The sequence below is a fragment of the Pseudomonas sp. Irchel 3E19 genome, from assembly GCF_900187585.1.
GTDB classification, from domain to species: Bacteria; Pseudomonadota; Gammaproteobacteria; order Pseudomonadales; family Pseudomonadaceae; genus Aquipseudomonas; species Aquipseudomonas baetica.
In genome coordinates, this window is record NZ_FYDT01000016.1 from 54,416 (window position 1) to 71,532 (window position 17,117).

Genomic DNA, 17,117 nt, shown 5'->3' on the forward strand with positions numbered 1-17,117 from the left:
TTTGGGTTCGCCCTTTTTTGTGGCTGCTGGGAAACTCTTGGTGATCTTGCGGCCGCTTTCGCGAGCAGGCTCGCTCCCACGGGGGGACTGGTGATCGACGCCGCATCAGTGTGGGAGCGAGCCTGCTCGCGAAGAGGCCGGCCCAGACAACATCACTTCAGAGGATCAGTGCCGTTCGAGGGCATTGACCAAGTCATGGAACGCTTCACGGTTGGAATCGTTCAACCCCATCAGGATCTTGTGCGCTTCCAGCACCTTGATCCGCACAATCTCTTCCGACTGATCCTGATCCGGCAGGTCGTCCAGACACTCCGGGCACGGCACGGGGTGGTTGACGATGTTGAACACCTGCTCAAAACCCATCGATTGCAGCAGACGGGTGATGTCTTCATGGGTGGTCACGACGGTCGGCAGCAGGCCGACCTTCTGCCGCGACAGGATCGACAGTTTGGCCAACAGGCCCAACGTGGTGCTGTCGATGCTGCGGGTTTCGGTCAAATCGATCACGATCGCGTTGAAATTCAGCGCGGTGAAGATTTTCTCAATAGTCGCATCCAACGCCGAACACAGGGTCAGGCGAACTTCACCGACGAACTTCAGGACGAAGGTGCCATCCTGCTCGGCGAACTGGATTCTACCGGTACTCATTAAAGATTCCTGCTCAACACCAACAGGGCGATATCATCCGGCATCTCCCCTAGCGTGGCCAATCCAAACACTTGCCGCAGACCATCCAGGCTGCCGCCCGCTGACTTCACCCGTTCGGGCAAGGCCGCTTCTTTTTCTTTGAGCGTAGGTTCTGGCAAAAGATCCAGAATACCATCGGACATCAGCGTCAGGCTGAACGTCGGCGGCAGCTCAAGCACGTGGTCTTCGTAGGTGGCTTCGTTGAAGAGGCCCACCGGCAGACCGCGTCCTTCGAGGTAACGAACACTGTCAGGCGTGTACAACACTGGCAACGGCAGATGGCCGCCGATGCTATAGGTCAACAAACCGGTCTCCTCGTCGATGACTCCACCGACCATTGTGACGTGTTTACCCAGCTTACAACTGATCAGCCCCCGGTTGATATGACCAAGGACTTCCGAAGGCTTGAATTCCGGCAATGTGCCGCTGCGCCTGGACTCGAACAGCAAGCGCGTGGTCATGAACTTCAACAGCACGGTGACGAACGCTGAAGAGGCACCATGCCCGGAGACATCCGCCAGATAGAACGCCACCCGGCGCTCGTCGACACGGAAGTAGTCGACAAAATCACCCGACAAGTACAAAGACGGAATGATCTGGTGGGCAAACTTGAACTCGTCGATGCTCCACGGGCTCTCCGGCAGCATGTTCATCTGCACCTGGCGACCGGCGTTCTGGTCTTCCTGGAGCAGGTTCAGGCTGGCTTCGAGTTCGCGGTTGGCCTTTTCCAGCTTCTCGCGGTAGCGCTGGTTTTCCAGCAGCAGGCGCGCACGATCCAGGGCCCGGCGCACGGAATGCTCGAGCACAGCCAGATCTTCGAGAGGCTTGATCAGGTAATCCGCCGCGCCCAGGCGCAGGGCCTCGACCGCGTCGTTCATCACGCCGGCACCCGACACCACGATCACCGGCGTTTGCGGTGATCGCTCGGTGACCTGACGGATCAGTTCGAGACCGCCCATCTGCGGCATGCGCAGATCGCAGATGACCAGGTCGGGCGTGTCTTGCTCGAATACCTGAAGACCCTGTTGGCCGTTGCTGGCCTGCAGGACGCTGAAACCACTGTCTTCCAAATAGGCCGCGAGGCTCGCGCGCACTACTTCGTCATCATCGATTATCAGCAGCGTGGCACTGGTTTTTGGCATGTGGGCAAACGGCGCCAGAATTAGGTTGGCGTAGTTGGCGGGGCATTGGCCCGGCACAGACTACTGGATTCGCTTTCTAGCCTCTCTGCTGCACCGCTTTCGAGCGTTAGCTCCGTACACGGTTGCACCAGAGGTGCCCTTCTAAGGCGCAGACGGTACTCCCATCCGCGGGGCGTTTCAAGCATGCGCCGATGGTCGCTTGACGACTTTACTTGTCAAATCACCGAGAGTTATAAGAACAGCTCAAACCGTAACCCAATGGAAGGACGAAGCCATGAGTCAAACCGGTCGGGACTACAGCGAAAAGCGCGATTTCATCCGCATGCGGGTCGATGCCGATGTCGTGTTGATCCATGAGGGTGATGAGGTATCAGCGGTGTGCATCGACCTGTCCAGCAGTGGCATGCAGGTCGAAGCGCCGCGCCAGTTTGCAATGGGTGACAGGCTGAGTGTGCGTATCGACTCCGAGCATGCGGCGCTCAGCGGGCTGGAAGCGGAAACCGAAGTGGTCTGGGTCAAAGCGCAGGATGGCGGCGGACAAAAGCTCGGCCTGACCATTCTGCAGATGAAATAAGCGCACACAAAAAAGGCGACCCGAGGGTCGCCTTCTTTATTTCATCGATCGAAATTAAAAATCGTCTTCGACCTGGCCATCCTTCACCTTGAACTCGCGGTTTTGCAGGTAGGCGTTGCGGATGAAGGTGTACTTGTCACCGCTGATCAGCTTCTCGCTCGACAGCAGACTGGCGCGGGTGTCGACGATGTTCAGACCGAAGATCGAGTTACGCACCGGCACGTCGTTGATATAGCGATACATGCCGGTGTAGCTGTCGACATACTTGGACGGTGCGTCACGCAGGGTGCTCGGGCCCATCAACGGCAGCATCACGTAGGGACCGCTGCCCACGCCCCAATAGCCGAGGGTCTGGCCAAAATCTTCATCACTGCGGTTCAGGCCCATTTTGGTGCCGACGTCGAAGAAGCCGAGCAAGCCGAACGTGGTGTTGAAGATCAGGCGCGCAGTGTCGACGCCGGCAGCCGCCGGTTTGGCCTGCAGGATGTTGTTCGCCAGGTTGGTGACATCACCGACGTTGCGGAACATGTTGTGGATGCCGTCTTCGACAAATTGCGGTGTCACGAACTCATAACCCTGTGCCAACGGCTTCAGCGCGTAGGTATCGACGAAGTCGTTGAACTGGAAGATCGGACGGTTAACGCTTTCCCAAGGGTCTTCTTCCGTCGCAGCCTGAGTGGCGAACGGAGCCAGCAACAGGCCGGCGTATACACAAAGCTGAGCGAGCGGAGGGCTCAAGCGCATAGAAAAACTCCTTGGTTTTGTACTGGCGCGGGCATCAGAGCCTCGGCGTTAAGAGCGCCAGTATAAGCGTAAAAGGCCTTTTGGGCAGTCTGGGAATGCAGCGAGTTGTAGGAAGATTCTCGCGGCGTCATTCACACAGCTGTCATCCAACTGTCACCGGCATTCCCTAACCTTGTCTTCATTTCAGGGACGTTTCCATGCCTCACGCTGAAACCTTGCCTATCGCCGCCCCCACCCTGACGGCCGTTCTGTTCGGACTCAGCGGCTGTCTGGTGGATTTCGGTGCCCGCGCCCGCCAACAGACCACCGCCCTGCCCGAGCATGCCGATGTCACACCGGGCGCAATCGACAGCCTGCATAGTTTGCAGCGCCAGCAGATTCCGTGCGCCTGGCTTGATGAGCTCCCCCTTGCCCTCGCCCAGCCACTGTCGGCGTCGTTGCCGTCCTGGATCAAACCGGCGCAACACTCGGCAACAACCAATTCGTGGCCTGCGCCCAACGCCTGCTGGCAAGCACTCATGGACTTGAACGTCGCCAGTCTCGACGGCTGCGTACTGGTCAGCGGCGAGCCACGGTTGCTGCAATCGGGATTGAATGCCGGGTTATGGACAATCGGTCTCGCCTCCTGCGGTTCACTGTGCGGCCTCGCGCCGGGCGAATGGCAGGCCTTAAGTCAGAAAGAACGTGAACAACTGCGCGGCAAGGCGACTGTGCAGCTGTTCGGACTCGGCGTGCACTCGGTGATCGATCATTTGGGCGAGCTCGACAACTGCCTGGCCGACATCAGCCTGCGCCGTCTCAAAGGCGAAAAGCCCTGATCGGGATCATGCAGGGTGGACGAGAGTGGATTAATCTAAAGGTCAGTCATAGACCTTTGGCGCGTGGCTGCGGTCAATGCCAGTGCCTCTCGATAAAAGGAAGAACACCATGCCCGCCCAAGAACTGCAGAAACAGCTCGATACCCTGCGCGAGCAGCTGGAACAGAATCCGCCGCTGACGGAAGCAGAACGTGAAGATCTGCATGCGCTGATGGTGCAGATTGAATCTGAAATCAAACTGGAGACGGCCACTCAGGACGCCAGCATCGCCGATGGCGTGAACCTGGCGGTTGATCGCTTCGAACTCGAACACCCGGCCATTGCCGGCACCCTGCGTAACATCGTCAATGCGCTGGGCAGCATGGGGATCTGATTCCCCAAACGCAAAAAGCCCTGCCAGCGATGGCAGGGCTTTTTCATTTGCGGACTTGAAACACAGCCCCCTGTGGGAGCGAGCCTGCTCGCGAAGGCGTCGTATCAGTCGACATCATCCTTGAATGACACACCGCATTCGCGAGCAGGCTCGCTCCCACATTGGATATCGCACATTCTGGATCTTTATTGGCGCACCAGACGATGGTTCGGCAGTACTACGCTTTCAGTGCTGCGATACGGGTTGATATCCAGCCCACCGCGACGTACGTAACGTGCAAATACAGTGAGTTTCTCGGGTTTCAACAAGCGCTGCAGATCAAGGAAAATCCGCTCCACACACTGCTCATGGAAGTCCGAGTGCTGACGGAAGCTGACGATATATTCCAGCAAGCTCGCGTGATCCAGCGCCGCGCCACGGTATTCCACCACCACGCTGCCCCAGTCCGGCTGACTGGTCACCGGGCAATTGGATTTGAGCAGATGACTGTGCACGCTCTCCTCCACCACCCGCGAATCATCGCAACGCAGCAGTTCCGGGCGCGGATGCTCGTAGTTGCTCACGCTGATGTCCAGATCGTCGATGCATACGCCAGGCAGCGCAACGACACCTTCGGCTTCCACGTCTTTGAGGCTGCGAACCCGCACGCCCACCGGTTTGCCGGCAGCGGCAGACAGATCCTTGACCAGCGTCGCTTCCAGGCTGGCAACGTCAGCGAACGGCGTCTGGTTCAGCGAGTTCAGGTACAGTTTGAACGACTTCGACTCGATGATGTTCGGCGAATCCGCCGGAATGCTGAACTCGCCGATGGCCACCACCGGTTTACCCGAAGGCAGCAGCCACGACAGCTCGAAGCAGTTCCAGAAATCCACGCCTTTATACGGCAGAGTGCCGGCGGTCAGGCCCAACTCGGCCCATTTCGCGGTGCGCGGAATCGGGAACAGCAGAGACGGCGTGTAAGTGGCAATGTATTCGCTGGATTTGCCCAGCGGCGAATGTTCGGCTGCGGGATGCATGGCGGAAACCTGACTGAAGAATCAGCGGATTCTACCAGCCTTTGCCCGCGCCTTTGAGTGCTTACTGACTGACAGTCAACTTGCCGACCATGCCCGCCTGATAATGGCCGGGAATATTGCAGGCAAATTCCAGGCTGGTCGCTTTGCTGAAGGTCCAGGTCAACTCAGCGGTTTTACCCGGCTCGACCAGCACACTGTTGGGGTCATCATGCTTCATGCCATGGCCCATCGCCGCGTGATCCATACCCGCCATGTCGTGGGACATTTCTTTCATGCCGGTAGGCGTGAGCATGCCACTTTGCTGCATCTGCAGCATTTCCTGCTGATGTGCGGCGTGCATCGCCGCGTCGCCGAGGTTGAATTCGTGCAGCAACTGACCTTTATTCACCAGTACAAAGCGAACGGTCTCTCCGGCCTTGACCGCGATGGCTTTCGGATCGAACGACATGTCGCCCATCACCACTTCGACACTGCGCGTGGCTTTAGCGGCAGGCGCCGGTTGGCCGAAATCGTAGGTGTGAGCCGGCGCAGCCCAGACCGGGGAACTCAGCGCCAGCAAACATCCGGCGAGGATCAAAGGATTGCGCAAAAACATAGTCGTACTCCCACAAGATAAGGTTCAGCCTGTGGGAAACTCTAGCGCGCCAGCGCTGGCATCTACCTGACAGGCAGATTACAACTTTGTCAGGTTGGCACTTGTCGCCTGCTCTCACGTTATAAAGCCTAAGTTCCTGAAAATCCGAGTTCCTACACACCGAGTCGCCCATGAAACTGCTGATCGTCGAAGACCAAGCGAAAACCGGCCAATACCTGCGCCAGGGCCTGACCGAGGCCGGGTTCAACACCGAACTGGTGGCCGACGGCAACAGCGGCCAGCACTTGGCCCTGAGCGGTGATTACGCGCTGTTGATCCTCGACGTGATGCTGCCGGGACGCAATGGCTGGCAGATCCTGCAAGCGGTGCGCAGCGCTGGCCTCGACACGCCAGTACTGTTTCTGACAGCCAAAGATGCGGTGGAGGACCGGGTTCACGGCCTCGAACTGGGTGCCGACGACTATCTGGTCAAACCCTTCGCCTTCTCCGAACTTCTGGCCCGGGTGCGCAGCCTGTTACGTCGCGGCAGCGCCACACCGCAGGAAACCAGCCTGCAACTGGCCGATTTGCGCCTGGACCTGATTCGTCGCCGGGTCGAACGTAACGGCCAGCGCATCGACCTGACCGCCAAGGAATTCGCCCTGCTGGAAATGCTCCTGCGCCGCCAGGGCGAAGTGCTGCCAAAATCGCTGATCGCCTCGCAAGTCTGGGACATGAATTTCGACAGCGACACGAATGTCATCGAAGTGGCGATCCGTCGCTTGCGCCTGAAAATCGACGACGAATTTCCCAACAAACTGATCCACACCGTGCGCGGCATGGGTTACGTGCTCGAAGAGCGCTCAGCCTGATGCGCCGGTTGTCCCTGAGTTCGCGCCTGGCCTTGTTGTTTGCCGCCTGCACTGCGGTGGTTTCGCTGTTTGCCGGCGTGCTGTTCAATCGCGCCAGCGAGGCGCACTTTGTCGAGCTCGACCAGCAATTGCTCGACGGTAAACTGATTGGCCTGCGCCGTGCCTTGCAGGATCTTCAGGCCAGTGAAAGTGAGGCGCGGCTGGCGGATGAGTTGAGCCGACAGGCTGATCTGTCGCTGCGCATCACTGGGGCTGACGGCCAGCGCTGGTACGACAGCTCGATCAAGGTGCCCGCACGCTTGCCGCACCAATCCGGCCTGTCCACCGTGAACGATAACGGCACCGATTACCGCGTACTCAACGCCCCGCTCTACCCGGACAAGTCCGACTCGCCGCAATTGACGCTGTTGCTCGACATCACCCATCACCAGCATTTCCTGCAACGCATGCAGCATTTGATCTGGCTGACCGTCGGGCTCTCGGCGCTGGCAACCGCGTTGCTGGGTGCGTGGGCGGCGCGTAGCGGTTTGCGCCCATTACGGCGCATGAGTGCAATCGCCCGTGGGATTTCCGCACATTCGCTCAATGCCCGCCTGCCGGAAGCGCAAATTCCGCCAGAACTTGCGGAAATGGCCCACAGCTTCAACGCCATGCTCGCACGCCTGGACGACTCGTTTCAGCGCCTCTCGGCGTTCTCGGCCGACATCGCCCATGAACTGCGCACGCCACTGTCGAACCTGCTGACCCACACCCAAGTCACCCTCACCCGCCCACGGCCCATCGAGGACTACCGCGAGGCACTGCACAGCAACCTCGAAGAACTGCAATGGATGGCGCAACTGGTCAACGACATGTTGTATCTGGCCAAGGCTGATCACGGTTTGCTGGTGCCCAGACGTGAACCGCTGGAACTGGCAGACGAAGCAGATGCGTTGCTGGAGTTTTTCGCGCTGTTGGCGGAGGACGCCGGGGTGACGCTGAGTCGTGAAGGTCAGGCACGAATCGAAGGTGATCGCAGCATGTTGCGCCGGGCACTTTCCAATTTGCTGGATAACGCGCTGCGGTTTACACCGGCTGAGGGCTATGTGAGCTTGCGGATCGTTGATCAACCGAGCGCTGTGCGCGTTGCAATCGAAAACAGTGGCGAGGGGATTTCTGCGGAGCTGCTGCCACGCTTGTTCGACCGCTTTTATCGGGCGGATCCGGCGCGGCAGGAAGGCAGCAGTGAGCATGCCGGGTTGGGGTTGGCGATGACTCAATCCATCGTCCGGGCCCATGGCGGGCAGATTCATTGCGAATCAGAGGCGGGATGGACGCGGTTTGTAATTGAGTTGCCCAAGGGAGATTAAGGCTAGCAGTTCCGGCCCCTTCGCGAGCAGGCTCGCTCCCACATTGGATCTGCGTCGTTCACAAATCCCCTGTGGGAGCGAGCCTGCTCGCGAAAGCGGCCTGTCTGCTTACGAATATCTCAAGGCATGAGCCGGCTCGATCTTCGCCGCCCGCCACGCCGGATACACCGTCGCCAGGAAGCTCAGAATGAACCCGGCGGAGCAGATCAACAGCACATCCCCGCCCTGCAATTCCGACGGCAGATTGCTGACGAAATACACATCCGAACTGAAGATGTGCTGCCCGGTGACCCGCTCCATCCAGCCCACCAGCTCACTGACATTCAGCGCCGCAATCACACCCAGCACGCCACCAATCAACGTGCCGACAATCCCGATCACCGTGCCCTGCACCATGAAAATCGCCATGATCTGCCGGGGCGTGGCGCCGATAGTGCGCAGGATCGCAATGTCCGCGCCCTTGTCGTTCACCACCATGATCAGCGTTGCGATGATGTTGAACGCCGCTACTGCAACGATCATCAGCAACAGCAGGCCGATCATGGTTTTTTCCATTTTCATGGCGCTGAACAGACTGCCCTGGGTGTGGGTCCAGTCGTCAGCCCTGAAATCGGCACCGAGGCCAGCGGCGATGTCCGAGGAGACTTTCGGCGCGGCGTACAGGTCTTTCACCGCCAGACGCACGCTCTGCACCTGATTGGGCTGCCAATGTTGCATGGTCGCCGCATCGGCCACGTGGATCAGGCCCATCGAACCGTCCAGCTCGGCGCCCACCTTGAACACGCCCACCACGTTAAGCCGCTGCATGCGCGGGGTGATGCCACCCGGAGCGGTGCTGACTTCCGGCACGATCAGGGTGATCTTGTCGCCGACATTCAAGCGGAAACGGCGCGCGGTGATTTCACCGATCACCACGCCGAATTCGCCCGGCTTCAGAGCATCGAGACGCCCCTGAACGATGTGCTGCGCAACAATCGACACCTTGCCTTCCTGGGCCGGATCGACGCCACTGATCTGGATCGGCTGCATCAGGCCCTTGTAGGAGAGCATGCCTTCCATTTCTGTAAACGGCACGGCGGCGGTGACTTCGGGGTTTTTCATGGCCGCGGCAGCCACGGGCTGCCAGTCATCAATCGGCTTGACGCCGACGATGGTCGCGTGCGGCACCATGCCGAGGATGCGCGAGCTCATTTCGCGCTGGAAGCCGTTCATCACCGACAACACCACGATCATCGCCAGCACGCCGAGGGCGAGGCCGATCATCGAGGTCATCGAAATGAACGAAACAAAGCGATTGCGGCGCTTGGCGCGGGTATAGCGCGTGCCGATAAAGATCGATAACGGTCTGAACATTCGCTGGGGCACCGTATAAAAATAAAAGACCCGACGCCTTTTTCAGACGCCGGGTTTCGGCCAATCAGATGGGTGTCAGGCGACCTTCCTGCAGGTGCAGGACGCGATCCATCTGGCGAGCCAGGTTCATATCGTGGGTCACCACCAGGAACGCCGTGCGCATCGAGGTGCTGAGTTCCAGCATCAAATCCTGAATGCCCTGGGCGGTGTGGGAGTCGAGGTTGCCGGTCGGCTCGTCGAGCATCACCAGACCCGGCTTGTTCACCAGGGCGCGGGCGATGGCCACACGCTGACGCTCGCCACCGGACAGTTCCGCCGGTTTGTGCTCCAGACGATGGCCCAGCCCTACCCGCTCCAGCAATGCAGTAGCACGCTGACGCGCTTCCGGGATCGGCGTCTTGCCAATTAGCAGCGGCATGCAGACGTTTTCCAGCGCGGTGAATTCCGGCAGCAGGTGGTGAAACTGGTAAACGAAACCCAGCGCACGGTTACGCAGCAGACCGCGTTTCTTCTCGCTCAGCGCCGACAACTCTTCGCCATCGAGCCAGACACTGCCCTGGGTTGGCGTATCGAGGCCGCCCAACAGGTTGAGCAAGGTACTTTTGCCCGAGCCCGAGGTGCCGACAATCGCCACACGCTCGCCCGGGTGCAACTCCAGTTGCAGATCGGCCAGCACTTGCACCGACTCCGGGCCTTCCTCGTAGGATTTGCCCAGGTTGCGGCAGCTCAAGATTGCTTTTTCACTCATGCCCGACTCACTCATAACGTAGCGCCTCCGCCGGCTGGGTGCGCGCGGCACGCCAGGCGGGATACAGGGTGGCGAGGAAACTCAAAACCAACGCAGCCGCGCAGACCATGACGACATCCTTGCTCTGCACCTGCGACGGAAGATAATCAATGAAATACACGTCAGCATTAAGGAACTTGTGACCGAGCAGACCTTCCAGCGCCGAGATCGCTGCGCTGACGTTGAGCGCTGCGAGGATCCCGAGCACAGCGCCAATGGCCGTACCGACCACGCCGATGACCGTGCCTTGCACCATGAACGTGCGCATGATCGTGCCCGGCGTGGCGCCGAGGGTACGCAGAATGGCGATATCACCCTTCTTGTCGTTCACCACCATCACCAGTGTGGAAATGATGTTGAACGCCGCCACGGCAACGATCAGCAACAACAGCAGGCCGATCATGGCTTTTTCCATGCGGATCGCCTGATACAGGTTGCCGTGGGTGCGGGTCCAGTCACGGGCGTAGTAATGGTCTTCGCCAAGTTGTTGGGCGATATTCCACGCCACGCGTGGCGCCTGGAACAGATCATCGAACTTCAGGCGGATGCCCTGCACCTGATCAGGCTTCCAGCGATGCATTTTCGCCAGATCCTGCAGGTTGGTAACGCCCAGATAGCCATCGAGCTCGCCGGCGCCGACATGGAAAATGCCGACCACGGTGAAGCGCTTCATGCGCGGGAACATCCCGGCCGGGGTCACGCTGACTTCCGGGGCGACAAAGGTGACTTTGTCACCGATGCCCACGCCCAGCTTGGTCGCAGCCTTGTCGCCAATCACGATGCCGAAGCTGCCCGGCGTGAGATCGTCGAGTTTGCCCTGCTTCATGAAGTTGTCGATGATCGACACGTTGCGCTCAAGCGCAGGGTCGATGGCGTTGAGCAACACCTTGGACACCTGACCATTGTTGGTCAGCAGACCCTGCATTTGCGTGAACGGCGCTACCGCCGTCACCTGCGGGTTCTGCTTGACCTTGGTGGCCAGGCTTTGCCAATCGTTGATCGGCTCGGTGGACTCGATGGTCGCGTGGGGCACCATGCCCAGCACGCGGGTGCGCATCTCATGATCGAAGCCATTCATCACCGAGAGCACGACGATCATCACGACCACGCCAAGGGCGAGCCCGATCATCGAAGTCAGGGAAATGAATGACACAAAATGATTGCGACGCTTTGCACGGGTATAACGCGTGCCGATAAATACGAAGAGAGGTCTGAACATGTCGGGGCTTGTTCGGAGGGAAAAGGAACGTCCTTGTGGCGGGGGTCGATAACCAGCTTTACACTCAGACCACCGCCGCTACCATGGGTTCGCCATGTCGACATTAGATGAAGAAGATCGCCGCGAATACTACCGTATCGAGGATTCGATCGCACTGGAAATTCGGCCCCTGTCTGCTCCCGAAGCCGCAGGCCAGGAAGTGTTGCAGGATGCTTCCCCGCTCTTCAACCTGCTCAGCGAACTGCACCTGAGCGAATTCGAGTCGCAGCACCTGCTGCGCCAGATCAGCGAGCGCGACCGGGCCATCGCCGCGTTCCTGAAATCCCAGAACAAACGCATCGACCTGCTCAGCCAGGTGGTCGCCCTGACCGTGCTCGGCCATATCGGCGAGCCACAACCGGTGATCATCTCCGAGGGCGGGATCGACTTTCAGTACCCGACGCCAATCGCGATCGGCGCGCACCTGTCGGTGAAACTGGTGCTGATGCCGCAGGCGCTGGGCCTGTTGCTGCGCGCCCGCGTCACCCATTGCGACCGCAAGGGCGAAGGCTATGACGTCGGCACCGAATTCAAACACCTGAGCGACGCTCAACGCCAGTTGCTCGCCCGCTATATCTTGCAGAAGCAGGCCCAGGAACGACGTCTGGCCCGCGAACAGAACGAATCAGGCATCTAAATTAAGGAAGAACCGTGACCCTCATCTACGGCCACCGCGGCGCCAAGGGCGAAGCACCGGAAAACACCCTGAGCAGTTTTCAGGAATGTCTCAAGCACGGCGTGCGCCGCTGCGAACTGGATCTGCACCTGTCCAAGGACGGCGAGTTGATGGTCATTCACGACCCGACCCTCAAGCGCACCACCGACCGCCGCGGCAAAGTCGTCGAACACACCGCTGCCGAACTGGTGACCTACGACGCACGCAAGGGTGGCCCGGGCTGGATCAAGCCGTGCCCGATTCCGACGCTGGAAGAACTGTTCGAGAAGTGCAATTTCGAGCACTGGCAGCTTGAAGTCAAAAGCGCTTCACGCACCCGCGCCGCAACCACGGTGCTGGCGATTCGTGAAATGGCGCAGCGCCACGGCCTGCTGGACAAGGTGACGATCACTTCAAGTTCGCGGGGAGTATTGAAAGCGGCGCTGGATCTGGTGCCGGACGTGTCGCGCGGGCTGGTGGCCGAATACGCCTGGCTCGACCCGTTGAAGGTCGCCCAGAGCTATGGCTGTGAGTTTCTCGCGCTGAACTGGACGCTGTGTACGCCGGAACGCCTGCAGAAGGCGCAGCGTCAGGGGCTGCATGTGTCGGTATGGACCGTCAACGAGCCTGCGCTGATGCGCAGACTCGCCGACTTCGGCGTTGACAGCCTGATTACAGACTTTCCCGGTTTGGCCACTGCCACCCTCGAGAATTGCTGAAATCGGTCTCCCCGGCCGGCTCAGGCCACCGGCCGGAGCCCGTCAAAAAAGCCGGTTGAGGCCGTCGTAAGCAGCTACCCGATAGGCTTCGGCCATGGTCGGGTAGTTGAACGTGGTGTTGACGAAGTACTTCAGGGTGTTCAGTTCGCCCGGCTGGTTCATGATCGCCTGACCGATGTGGACGATCTCCGACGCCTGATAACCGAAGCAGTGAACGCCGAGCACTTCCAGGGTTTCACGGTGGAACAGGATCTTCAGCATGCCTTGCGGCTCGCCGGCGATCTGCGCTCGCGCCATGCTCTTGAAGAACGCCTTGCCGACTTCGTACGGCACTTTGGCCTGGGTCAGCTCCTGCTCGTTCTTGCCGATCGAGCTGATCTCCGGGATGGTGTAGATGCCGGTCGGCACGTCATTGACGAAACGCCAGCTACCGTTGTCGACGATGCTGCCAGCGGCGGAACGACCCTGGTCATGCGCGGCACTGGCCAGGCTCGGCCAACCGATCACGTCGCCAGCACCGTAGATGTTCGGCACGCAGGTGCGGTAGTTCTCGTCGACTTCGATCTGGCCGCGGCTGTTGACCTTGACGCCGATGTTTTCCAGACCCAACTGGTCGGTGTTACCAGTACGACCGTTGCACCAGAGCAAGGCATCGGCCTTGATCTTCTTGCCGGACTTGAGGTGCAGGATCACGCCGTTGTCCACGCCTTCTACGCGGTCGTAGTCTTCGTTGTGGCGCACGGTGATGTTGTTATTGCTGAAGTGGTAGCTCAACGCCTGGGAGATTTCCGAGTCGAGGAAGCTCAGCAACTGACCGCGGTTATCCACCAACTCGACCAGTACACCCAGACCGCTGAAGATCGACGCATATTCGCAACCAATAACGCCAGCGCCGTAAACGATCAGTTTGCGCGGGGTGTGGCCGAGGCTGAGGATGGTGTCGCTATCGTAGATACGCGGGTGATGGAAATCGATGTCCGCCGGACGATACGGGCGCGAGCCGGTGGCGATAATGATGTGCTTGGCCACCAGTTTCTCGACCACGCCGTTGGCGCAGACCACTTCGATGGTTTGCTCGTCGGCGAAGCTGCCGGTACCGAAGAACACGTCGACGCGATTACGGGCGTAGTAGCCGGTACGCGAGGCGACTTGTTTGGAAATGACTTTCTCGGCGCTTTTCAGCACGTCCGGGAAGGAGAACCAGCGTGGTTCGCCGATCGCCCGGAACATCGGGTTGGTGTTGAACTGCATGATCTGCCGCACCGAGTGACGCAGTGCCTTGGACGGGATGGTGCCCAGGTGGGTGCAGTTGCCGCCGACCTGACGACGGCTGTCGACCATCGCGACCTTGCGCCCTGCTTTGGCGGCGTTCATTGCCGCGCCTTCTCCCGCGGGGCCGGAACCCAGCACCACCACGTCGTAGTTGTAGACAGCCATGCGTACTCCTCAGAACAGGCCGCGGTGCCAGCAGCACCGGCGGCTAAATCACGCCGAACGGCGGCGCGAAGGAACAATTGGGGGTCAATCAAGAACCCGGACACAGTCTATAGAAGCGTCAACGCCGCGCACATTAACCCTTGGTCGCGTCGTAGGCTACTTTTGCCTGCACTACAACGCCAGCTTTCGTGTTGTCCTCAATCAGGTTTTTTGCCATTTAACCGCTCGAAAGCCTGGCTGGTGCGGATGACAAAACCTGTATCGGCACGAATCACAAAGAATGCACCAATGTCGTGTTTTTCGGCGTAGTCCCAAGCCCTTTGCGGCCCGAGAATCAGCAACAGGGTCGATAGTCCATCGGCCATCAACGCTGAAGGATGGATCACTGTGACTGACGCCAGGTTGTGTAGGACAGGTGCACCGTTGCGCGCATCGAAGGTGTGGGAATAGCGCCGGCCATCCTGGAGGAAATAGTTGCGATAGTCGCCGGAGGTGGACACGCCATAGCCGTCGACGTTGATAACCCGCTCGGCAACCTGCTGATCATCGCGCGGCTCTTCCAGTGCAATGCGCCATGGCGAGCCGTCGAGCTTTTTACCCTTGGCCTTGAGTTCACCCGTGGCCTCGGCGAGGTAATCGTGGATGCCCATTGCATCCAGTTTGGCCGCGATCGTGTCCACGGCGTAACCGGCGGCGATGCTGTTGAAGTCAACTTCGACGGCAGCGTCCTTGCACAACTGATCGCCATCGATTCGCAGATGTTGATGACCGACCCGTTGCAGCACCTCGGCCAATGCAGCTGCACTGGGGAGTTTTTCTTCGCGACCCTGCGGGCCGAAGCCCCAGAGATTCATCAGCGGTTCGACAGTGAGGTCGTAGGAACCTTCGCTTTGCTCCGACAGCTGTTCACCGACCCGAATCAATTCGAGTATGGAAGCGGGCATCGTCTGACAACTATTGGCCGGCAATGCGTTGAATTGCTCGATGTCCGAATCGCTGCGGTAAGTGGACATCTGCTGATCGACTTTGGCGAGGATGCCCTCTACTTCGCGGCGGACTTGCATCGATTCCGGCAAATCAGCGCGGCGCACGTACTTGATCGAATACGTGCTGCCCATGGTCGGGCCGCCGAAACTCTCCACGGAATCGCCATTGCCGCAGCCGCACAAAAGGCCCGCCAGCATCACAAGCCCATGCCACCGTCCAGTTAACAATTCTTCATCTCCCTGCAAAACCGTGCCGGCCATTATGGGACACGAGCGAAACGCTTTCTTACAAGATTTAAAGCGAGTACCCAGAAATGTCTTCCACGACCGGCAAAGGCAAAGCGATTTTTCGCGTTGTCAGCGGCAACTTCCTCGAAATGTTCGACTTCATGGTCTACGGCTTCTACGCCACGGCCATCGCCAAGACCTTCTTCCCGGCCGACAGCGCCTTCGCCTCCCTGATGCTTTCACTGGCGACCTTCGGTGCTGGCTTCCTGATGCGTCCGCTGGGGGCGATCTTTCTCGGCGCCTATATTGACCGTCACGGCCGCCGTAAAGGGCTGATCATTACTTTGGCGATGATGGCCGCCGGCACGGTGTTGATTGCCTGCGTTCCGGGTTACGCCACCCTTGGCGTCGCGGCGCCGCTGATCGTACTGTTTGGGCGCTTGCTGCAAGGCTTCTCGGCTGGCGTGGAATTGGGCGGGGTTTCGGTTTATCTGGCGGAAATTTCCACGCCGGGCCGCAAAGGCTTTTTCGTCAGTTGGCAGTCTGCCAGCCAGCAGGCGGCGGTGGTATTCGCCGGTCTGCTCGGCGTCGGCCTCAACCATTGGCTGAGCCCGGAACAAATGGGGGAATGGGGCTGGCGCGTGCCGTTTCTGATTGGCTGCATGATCGTCCCGGTGATCTTCGTCATTCGCCGTTCGCTGGAGGAAACCCCGGAATTCCAGGCGCGCAAACATCGCCCGACCCTGCGCGAGATCGTCCGCTCGATCAGTCAGAACTTTGGCATCGTCATCGCCGGCATGGCGCTGGTGGTGATGACCACCGTGTCGTTCTACCTGATCACCGCGTATACCCCGACGTTCGGCAAGGCTGAACTGCATCTGTCGGATCTGGATGCTTTGCTGGTGACGGTGTGCATCGGCCTGTCGAACTTCTTCTGGCTGCCGGTGATGGGCTCGGTGTCTGACAGGATCGGCCGCAAACCCCTACTGCTGGCGGCGACGATTCTGGCGATTCTGACGGCTTACCCTGCCCTTTCGTGGCTGGTGGCGAATCCGAGCTTCAGCCATCTGCTGATCGTCGAGCTCTGGTTATCGTTCCTGTACGGTTCGTACAACGGCGCGATGGTGGTGGCGCTGACCGAAATCATGCCGGTGGAAGTGCGCACGACAGGGTTCTCGCTGGCTTACAGCCTGGCAACTGCAACGTTCGGCGGGTTTACCCCAGCGGCGTGTACTTATCTGATTCATGTGCTGGATAACAAGGCTGCGCCGGGCATCTGGCTCAGTGGCGCGGCGGTGCTGGGATTGATTGCGACGTTGGTACTGTTTCGTGGCAACAAGCATGAACTGCGCACTGCTCAAGCGGCTGTGCCTGGCGGTGCCTGATAGGACGTTTTCGCGAGCAGGCTCGCTCCCACAGGAGAATGCATTCCAATTGTGGGAGGGGGCTTGCTCCCGAAGAGGCCAATACAGGCAATAGAGATTGACCAGGCACACAAACAAAAACGCCCCGACCAAAGTCGGGGCGTTTTCATTGGCAGCTAAG

Annotated in this window: 18 protein-coding genes; 8 read left to right on the forward strand and 10 right to left on the reverse strand. The window is 59.5% G+C overall.

Annotated elements, in window-relative coordinates:
• Positions 1–165: 165 nt before the first annotated feature.
• Positions 166–648 carry an anti-sigma factor antagonist RssC gene (gene rssC / locus CKW18_RS12715; protein ID WP_095189117.1) on the reverse strand — a complete coding sequence of 161 codons (483 nt, stop codon included), beginning with the start codon at positions 646–648 and terminating at the stop codon, positions 166–168.
• Complete coding sequence (rssB, locus tag CKW18_RS12720; protein ID WP_095189118.1) at positions 648–1,829, reverse strand: two-component system response regulator RssB; 1,182 nt, start codon at positions 1,827–1,829, stop codon at positions 648–650. Before rssB ends, rssC begins: the two co-directional genes overlap by 1 nt.
• A gap of 274 nt (positions 1,830–2,103) precedes the next feature.
• On the opposite strand from rssB, the gene CKW18_RS12725 reads away from it, so the two are divergent.
• Positions 2,104–2,403: a PilZ domain-containing protein gene (locus tag CKW18_RS12725; RefSeq protein ID WP_095189119.1), complete on the forward strand. Its 300-nt coding sequence runs from the start codon at positions 2,104–2,106 to the stop codon at positions 2,401–2,403.
• Positions 2,404–2,457: 54 nt separating this feature from the next.
• Here the strand turns inward: CKW18_RS12725 and CKW18_RS12730 are convergent, their stop codons facing one another.
• On the reverse strand, positions 2,458–3,147 hold the full coding sequence (locus CKW18_RS12730) for a VacJ family lipoprotein (protein ID WP_095189120.1): 690 nt from the start codon (positions 3,145–3,147) through the stop codon (positions 2,458–2,460).
• A 197-nt stretch (positions 3,148–3,344) separates the two neighbouring features.
• Between CKW18_RS12730 and CKW18_RS12735 the strand changes: the two genes are divergently transcribed.
• Together CKW18_RS12735 and CKW18_RS12740 are read left to right on the forward strand one after the other, a co-directional pair.
• Positions 3,345–3,965 (forward strand): phosphatase, encoded by a 621-nt coding sequence (locus CKW18_RS12735; RefSeq protein ID WP_095189121.1) that lies wholly within the window; start codon positions 3,345–3,347, stop codon positions 3,963–3,965.
• A 109-nt stretch (positions 3,966–4,074) separates the two neighbouring features.
• Positions 4,075–4,338, forward strand: a complete 264-nt coding sequence (locus CKW18_RS12740; protein ID WP_095189122.1) for a DUF4404 family protein — start codon at positions 4,075–4,077, stop codon at positions 4,336–4,338.
• 185 nt (positions 4,339–4,523) lie between these two features.
• On the opposite strand, the gene queF is transcribed toward CKW18_RS12740, so the two are convergent.
• On the reverse strand, positions 4,524–5,354 hold the full coding sequence (gene queF / locus CKW18_RS12750) for an NADPH-dependent 7-cyano-7-deazaguanine reductase QueF (protein WP_095189124.1): 831 nt from the start codon (positions 5,352–5,354) through the stop codon (positions 4,524–4,526).
• Positions 5,355–5,415: 61 nt separating this feature from the next.
• On the reverse strand, positions 5,416–5,949 hold the full coding sequence (locus CKW18_RS12755; RefSeq protein WP_095189125.1) for a plastocyanin/azurin family copper-binding protein: 534 nt from the start codon (positions 5,947–5,949) through the stop codon (positions 5,416–5,418).
• A 170-nt stretch (positions 5,950–6,119) separates the two neighbouring features.
• Between CKW18_RS12755 and CKW18_RS12760 the strand changes: the two genes are divergently transcribed.
• Together CKW18_RS12760 and CKW18_RS12765 are read left to right on the forward strand one after the other, a co-directional pair.
• Positions 6,120–6,800 carry a heavy metal response regulator transcription factor gene (locus CKW18_RS12760; RefSeq protein WP_095189126.1) on the forward strand — a complete coding sequence of 227 codons (681 nt, stop codon included), beginning with the start codon at positions 6,120–6,122 and terminating at the stop codon, positions 6,798–6,800.
• Positions 6,800–8,149, forward strand: a complete 1,350-nt coding sequence (locus CKW18_RS12765; RefSeq protein ID WP_095189127.1) for a heavy metal sensor histidine kinase — start codon at positions 6,800–6,802, stop codon at positions 8,147–8,149. The genes CKW18_RS12760 and CKW18_RS12765 overlap by 1 nt, the downstream gene beginning before the upstream one ends.
• 108 nt (positions 8,150–8,257) lie before the next feature.
• Here CKW18_RS12765 and CKW18_RS12770 read toward each other — a convergent pair whose 3' ends face one another.
• The 3 genes from CKW18_RS12770 to CKW18_RS12780 all read right to left on the reverse strand — a co-directional run bounded on the left by CKW18_RS12770 (position 8,258) and on the right by CKW18_RS12780 (position 11,508).
• Positions 8,258–9,502, reverse strand: a complete 1,245-nt coding sequence (locus CKW18_RS12770; RefSeq protein WP_095189128.1) for a lipoprotein-releasing ABC transporter permease subunit — start codon at positions 9,500–9,502, stop codon at positions 8,258–8,260.
• 64 nt (positions 9,503–9,566) lie between these two features.
• A complete protein-coding gene (gene lolD / locus CKW18_RS12775; RefSeq protein WP_167394896.1) occupies positions 9,567–10,250 on the reverse strand; it encodes a lipoprotein-releasing ABC transporter ATP-binding protein LolD in 684 nt (227 codons plus the stop codon).
• Between the two features lie 7 nt (positions 10,251–10,257).
• Positions 10,258–11,508 carry a lipoprotein-releasing ABC transporter permease subunit gene (locus CKW18_RS12780; protein WP_095189130.1) on the reverse strand — a complete coding sequence of 417 codons (1,251 nt, stop codon included), beginning with the start codon at positions 11,506–11,508 and terminating at the stop codon, positions 10,258–10,260.
• 94 nt (positions 11,509–11,602) lie between these two features.
• On the opposite strand from CKW18_RS12780, the gene CKW18_RS12785 reads away from it, so the two are divergent.
• Both CKW18_RS12785 and CKW18_RS12790 read left to right on the forward strand, forming a co-directional pair.
• Positions 11,603–12,184, forward strand: a complete 582-nt coding sequence (locus CKW18_RS12785; RefSeq protein ID WP_095189131.1) for a PilZ domain-containing protein — start codon at positions 11,603–11,605, stop codon at positions 12,182–12,184.
• Positions 12,185–12,198: 14 nt separating this feature from the next.
• On the forward strand, positions 12,199–12,921 hold the full coding sequence (locus CKW18_RS12790; RefSeq protein ID WP_095189132.1) for a glycerophosphodiester phosphodiesterase family protein: 723 nt from the start codon (positions 12,199–12,201) through the stop codon (positions 12,919–12,921).
• 42 nt (positions 12,922–12,963) lie between these two features.
• Here CKW18_RS12790 and sthA read toward each other — a convergent pair whose 3' ends face one another.
• Positions 12,964–14,358: a Si-specific NAD(P)(+) transhydrogenase gene (gene sthA / locus CKW18_RS12795; protein ID WP_095189133.1), complete on the reverse strand. Its 1,395-nt coding sequence runs from the start codon at positions 14,356–14,358 to the stop codon at positions 12,964–12,966.
• Between the two features lie 197 nt (positions 14,359–14,555).
• The gene (locus CKW18_RS12800; RefSeq protein WP_095189134.1) at positions 14,556–15,605 is read right to left on the reverse strand and encodes an FAD:protein FMN transferase; all 1,050 of its coding nucleotides are present in this window, start codon (positions 15,603–15,605) and stop codon (positions 14,556–14,558) included.
• A 53-nt stretch (positions 15,606–15,658) separates the two neighbouring features.
• On the opposite strand from CKW18_RS12800, the gene CKW18_RS12805 reads away from it, so the two are divergent.
• Positions 15,659–16,957: an MFS transporter gene (locus tag CKW18_RS12805; RefSeq protein ID WP_095189135.1), complete on the forward strand. Its 1,299-nt coding sequence runs from the start codon at positions 15,659–15,661 to the stop codon at positions 16,955–16,957.
• The last annotated feature ends 160 nt before the right edge of the window (positions 16,958–17,117 follow it).

Excerpts from the sequence above, each read along its gene's own strand:
- CKW18_RS12730 (WP_095189120.1), bottom strand. The coding sequence starts at position 3,147 with ATGCGCTTGAGCCCTCCGCTCGCTCAGCTTTGTGTATACGCCGGCCTG.
- CKW18_RS12725 (WP_095189119.1), top strand. The coding sequence starts at position 2,104 with ATGAGTCAAACCGGTCGGGACTACAGCGAAAAGCGCGATTTCATCCGC.
- lolD (WP_167394896.1), bottom strand. The coding sequence starts at position 10,250 with ATGAGTGAAAAAGCAATCTTGAGCTGCCGCAACCTGGGCAAATCCTAC.
- CKW18_RS12765 (WP_095189127.1), top strand. The coding sequence starts at position 6,800 with ATGCGCCGGTTGTCCCTGAGTTCGCGCCTGGCCTTGTTGTTTGCCGCC.
- sthA (WP_095189133.1), bottom strand. The coding sequence starts at position 14,358 with ATGGCTGTCTACAACTACGACGTGGTGGTGCTGGGTTCCGGCCCCGCG.
- CKW18_RS12755 (WP_095189125.1), bottom strand. The coding sequence starts at position 5,949 with ATGTTTTTGCGCAATCCTTTGATCCTCGCCGGATGTTTGCTGGCGCTG.
- rssC (WP_095189117.1), bottom strand. The coding sequence starts at position 648 with ATGAGTACCGGTAGAATCCAGTTCGCCGAGCAGGATGGCACCTTCGTC.
- queF (WP_095189124.1), bottom strand. The coding sequence starts at position 5,354 with ATGCATCCCGCAGCCGAACATTCGCCGCTGGGCAAATCCAGCGAATAC.
- CKW18_RS12800 (WP_095189134.1), bottom strand. The coding sequence starts at position 15,605 with ATGGCCGGCACGGTTTTGCAGGGAGATGAAGAATTGTTAACTGGACGG.
- CKW18_RS12805 (WP_095189135.1), top strand. The coding sequence starts at position 15,659 with ATGTCTTCCACGACCGGCAAAGGCAAAGCGATTTTTCGCGTTGTCAGC.
- CKW18_RS12760 (WP_095189126.1), top strand. The coding sequence starts at position 6,120 with ATGAAACTGCTGATCGTCGAAGACCAAGCGAAAACCGGCCAATACCTG.
- CKW18_RS12785 (WP_095189131.1), top strand. The coding sequence starts at position 11,603 with ATGTCGACATTAGATGAAGAAGATCGCCGCGAATACTACCGTATCGAG.
- CKW18_RS12735 (WP_095189121.1), top strand. The coding sequence starts at position 3,345 with ATGCCTCACGCTGAAACCTTGCCTATCGCCGCCCCCACCCTGACGGCC.
- CKW18_RS12770 (WP_095189128.1), bottom strand. The coding sequence starts at position 9,502 with ATGTTCAGACCGTTATCGATCTTTATCGGCACGCGCTATACCCGCGCC.
- CKW18_RS12740 (WP_095189122.1), top strand. The coding sequence starts at position 4,075 with ATGCCCGCCCAAGAACTGCAGAAACAGCTCGATACCCTGCGCGAGCAG.
- rssB (WP_095189118.1), bottom strand. The coding sequence starts at position 1,829 with ATGCCAAAAACCAGTGCCACGCTGCTGATAATCGATGATGACGAAGTA.
- CKW18_RS12780 (WP_095189130.1), bottom strand. The coding sequence starts at position 11,508 with ATGTTCAGACCTCTCTTCGTATTTATCGGCACGCGTTATACCCGTGCA.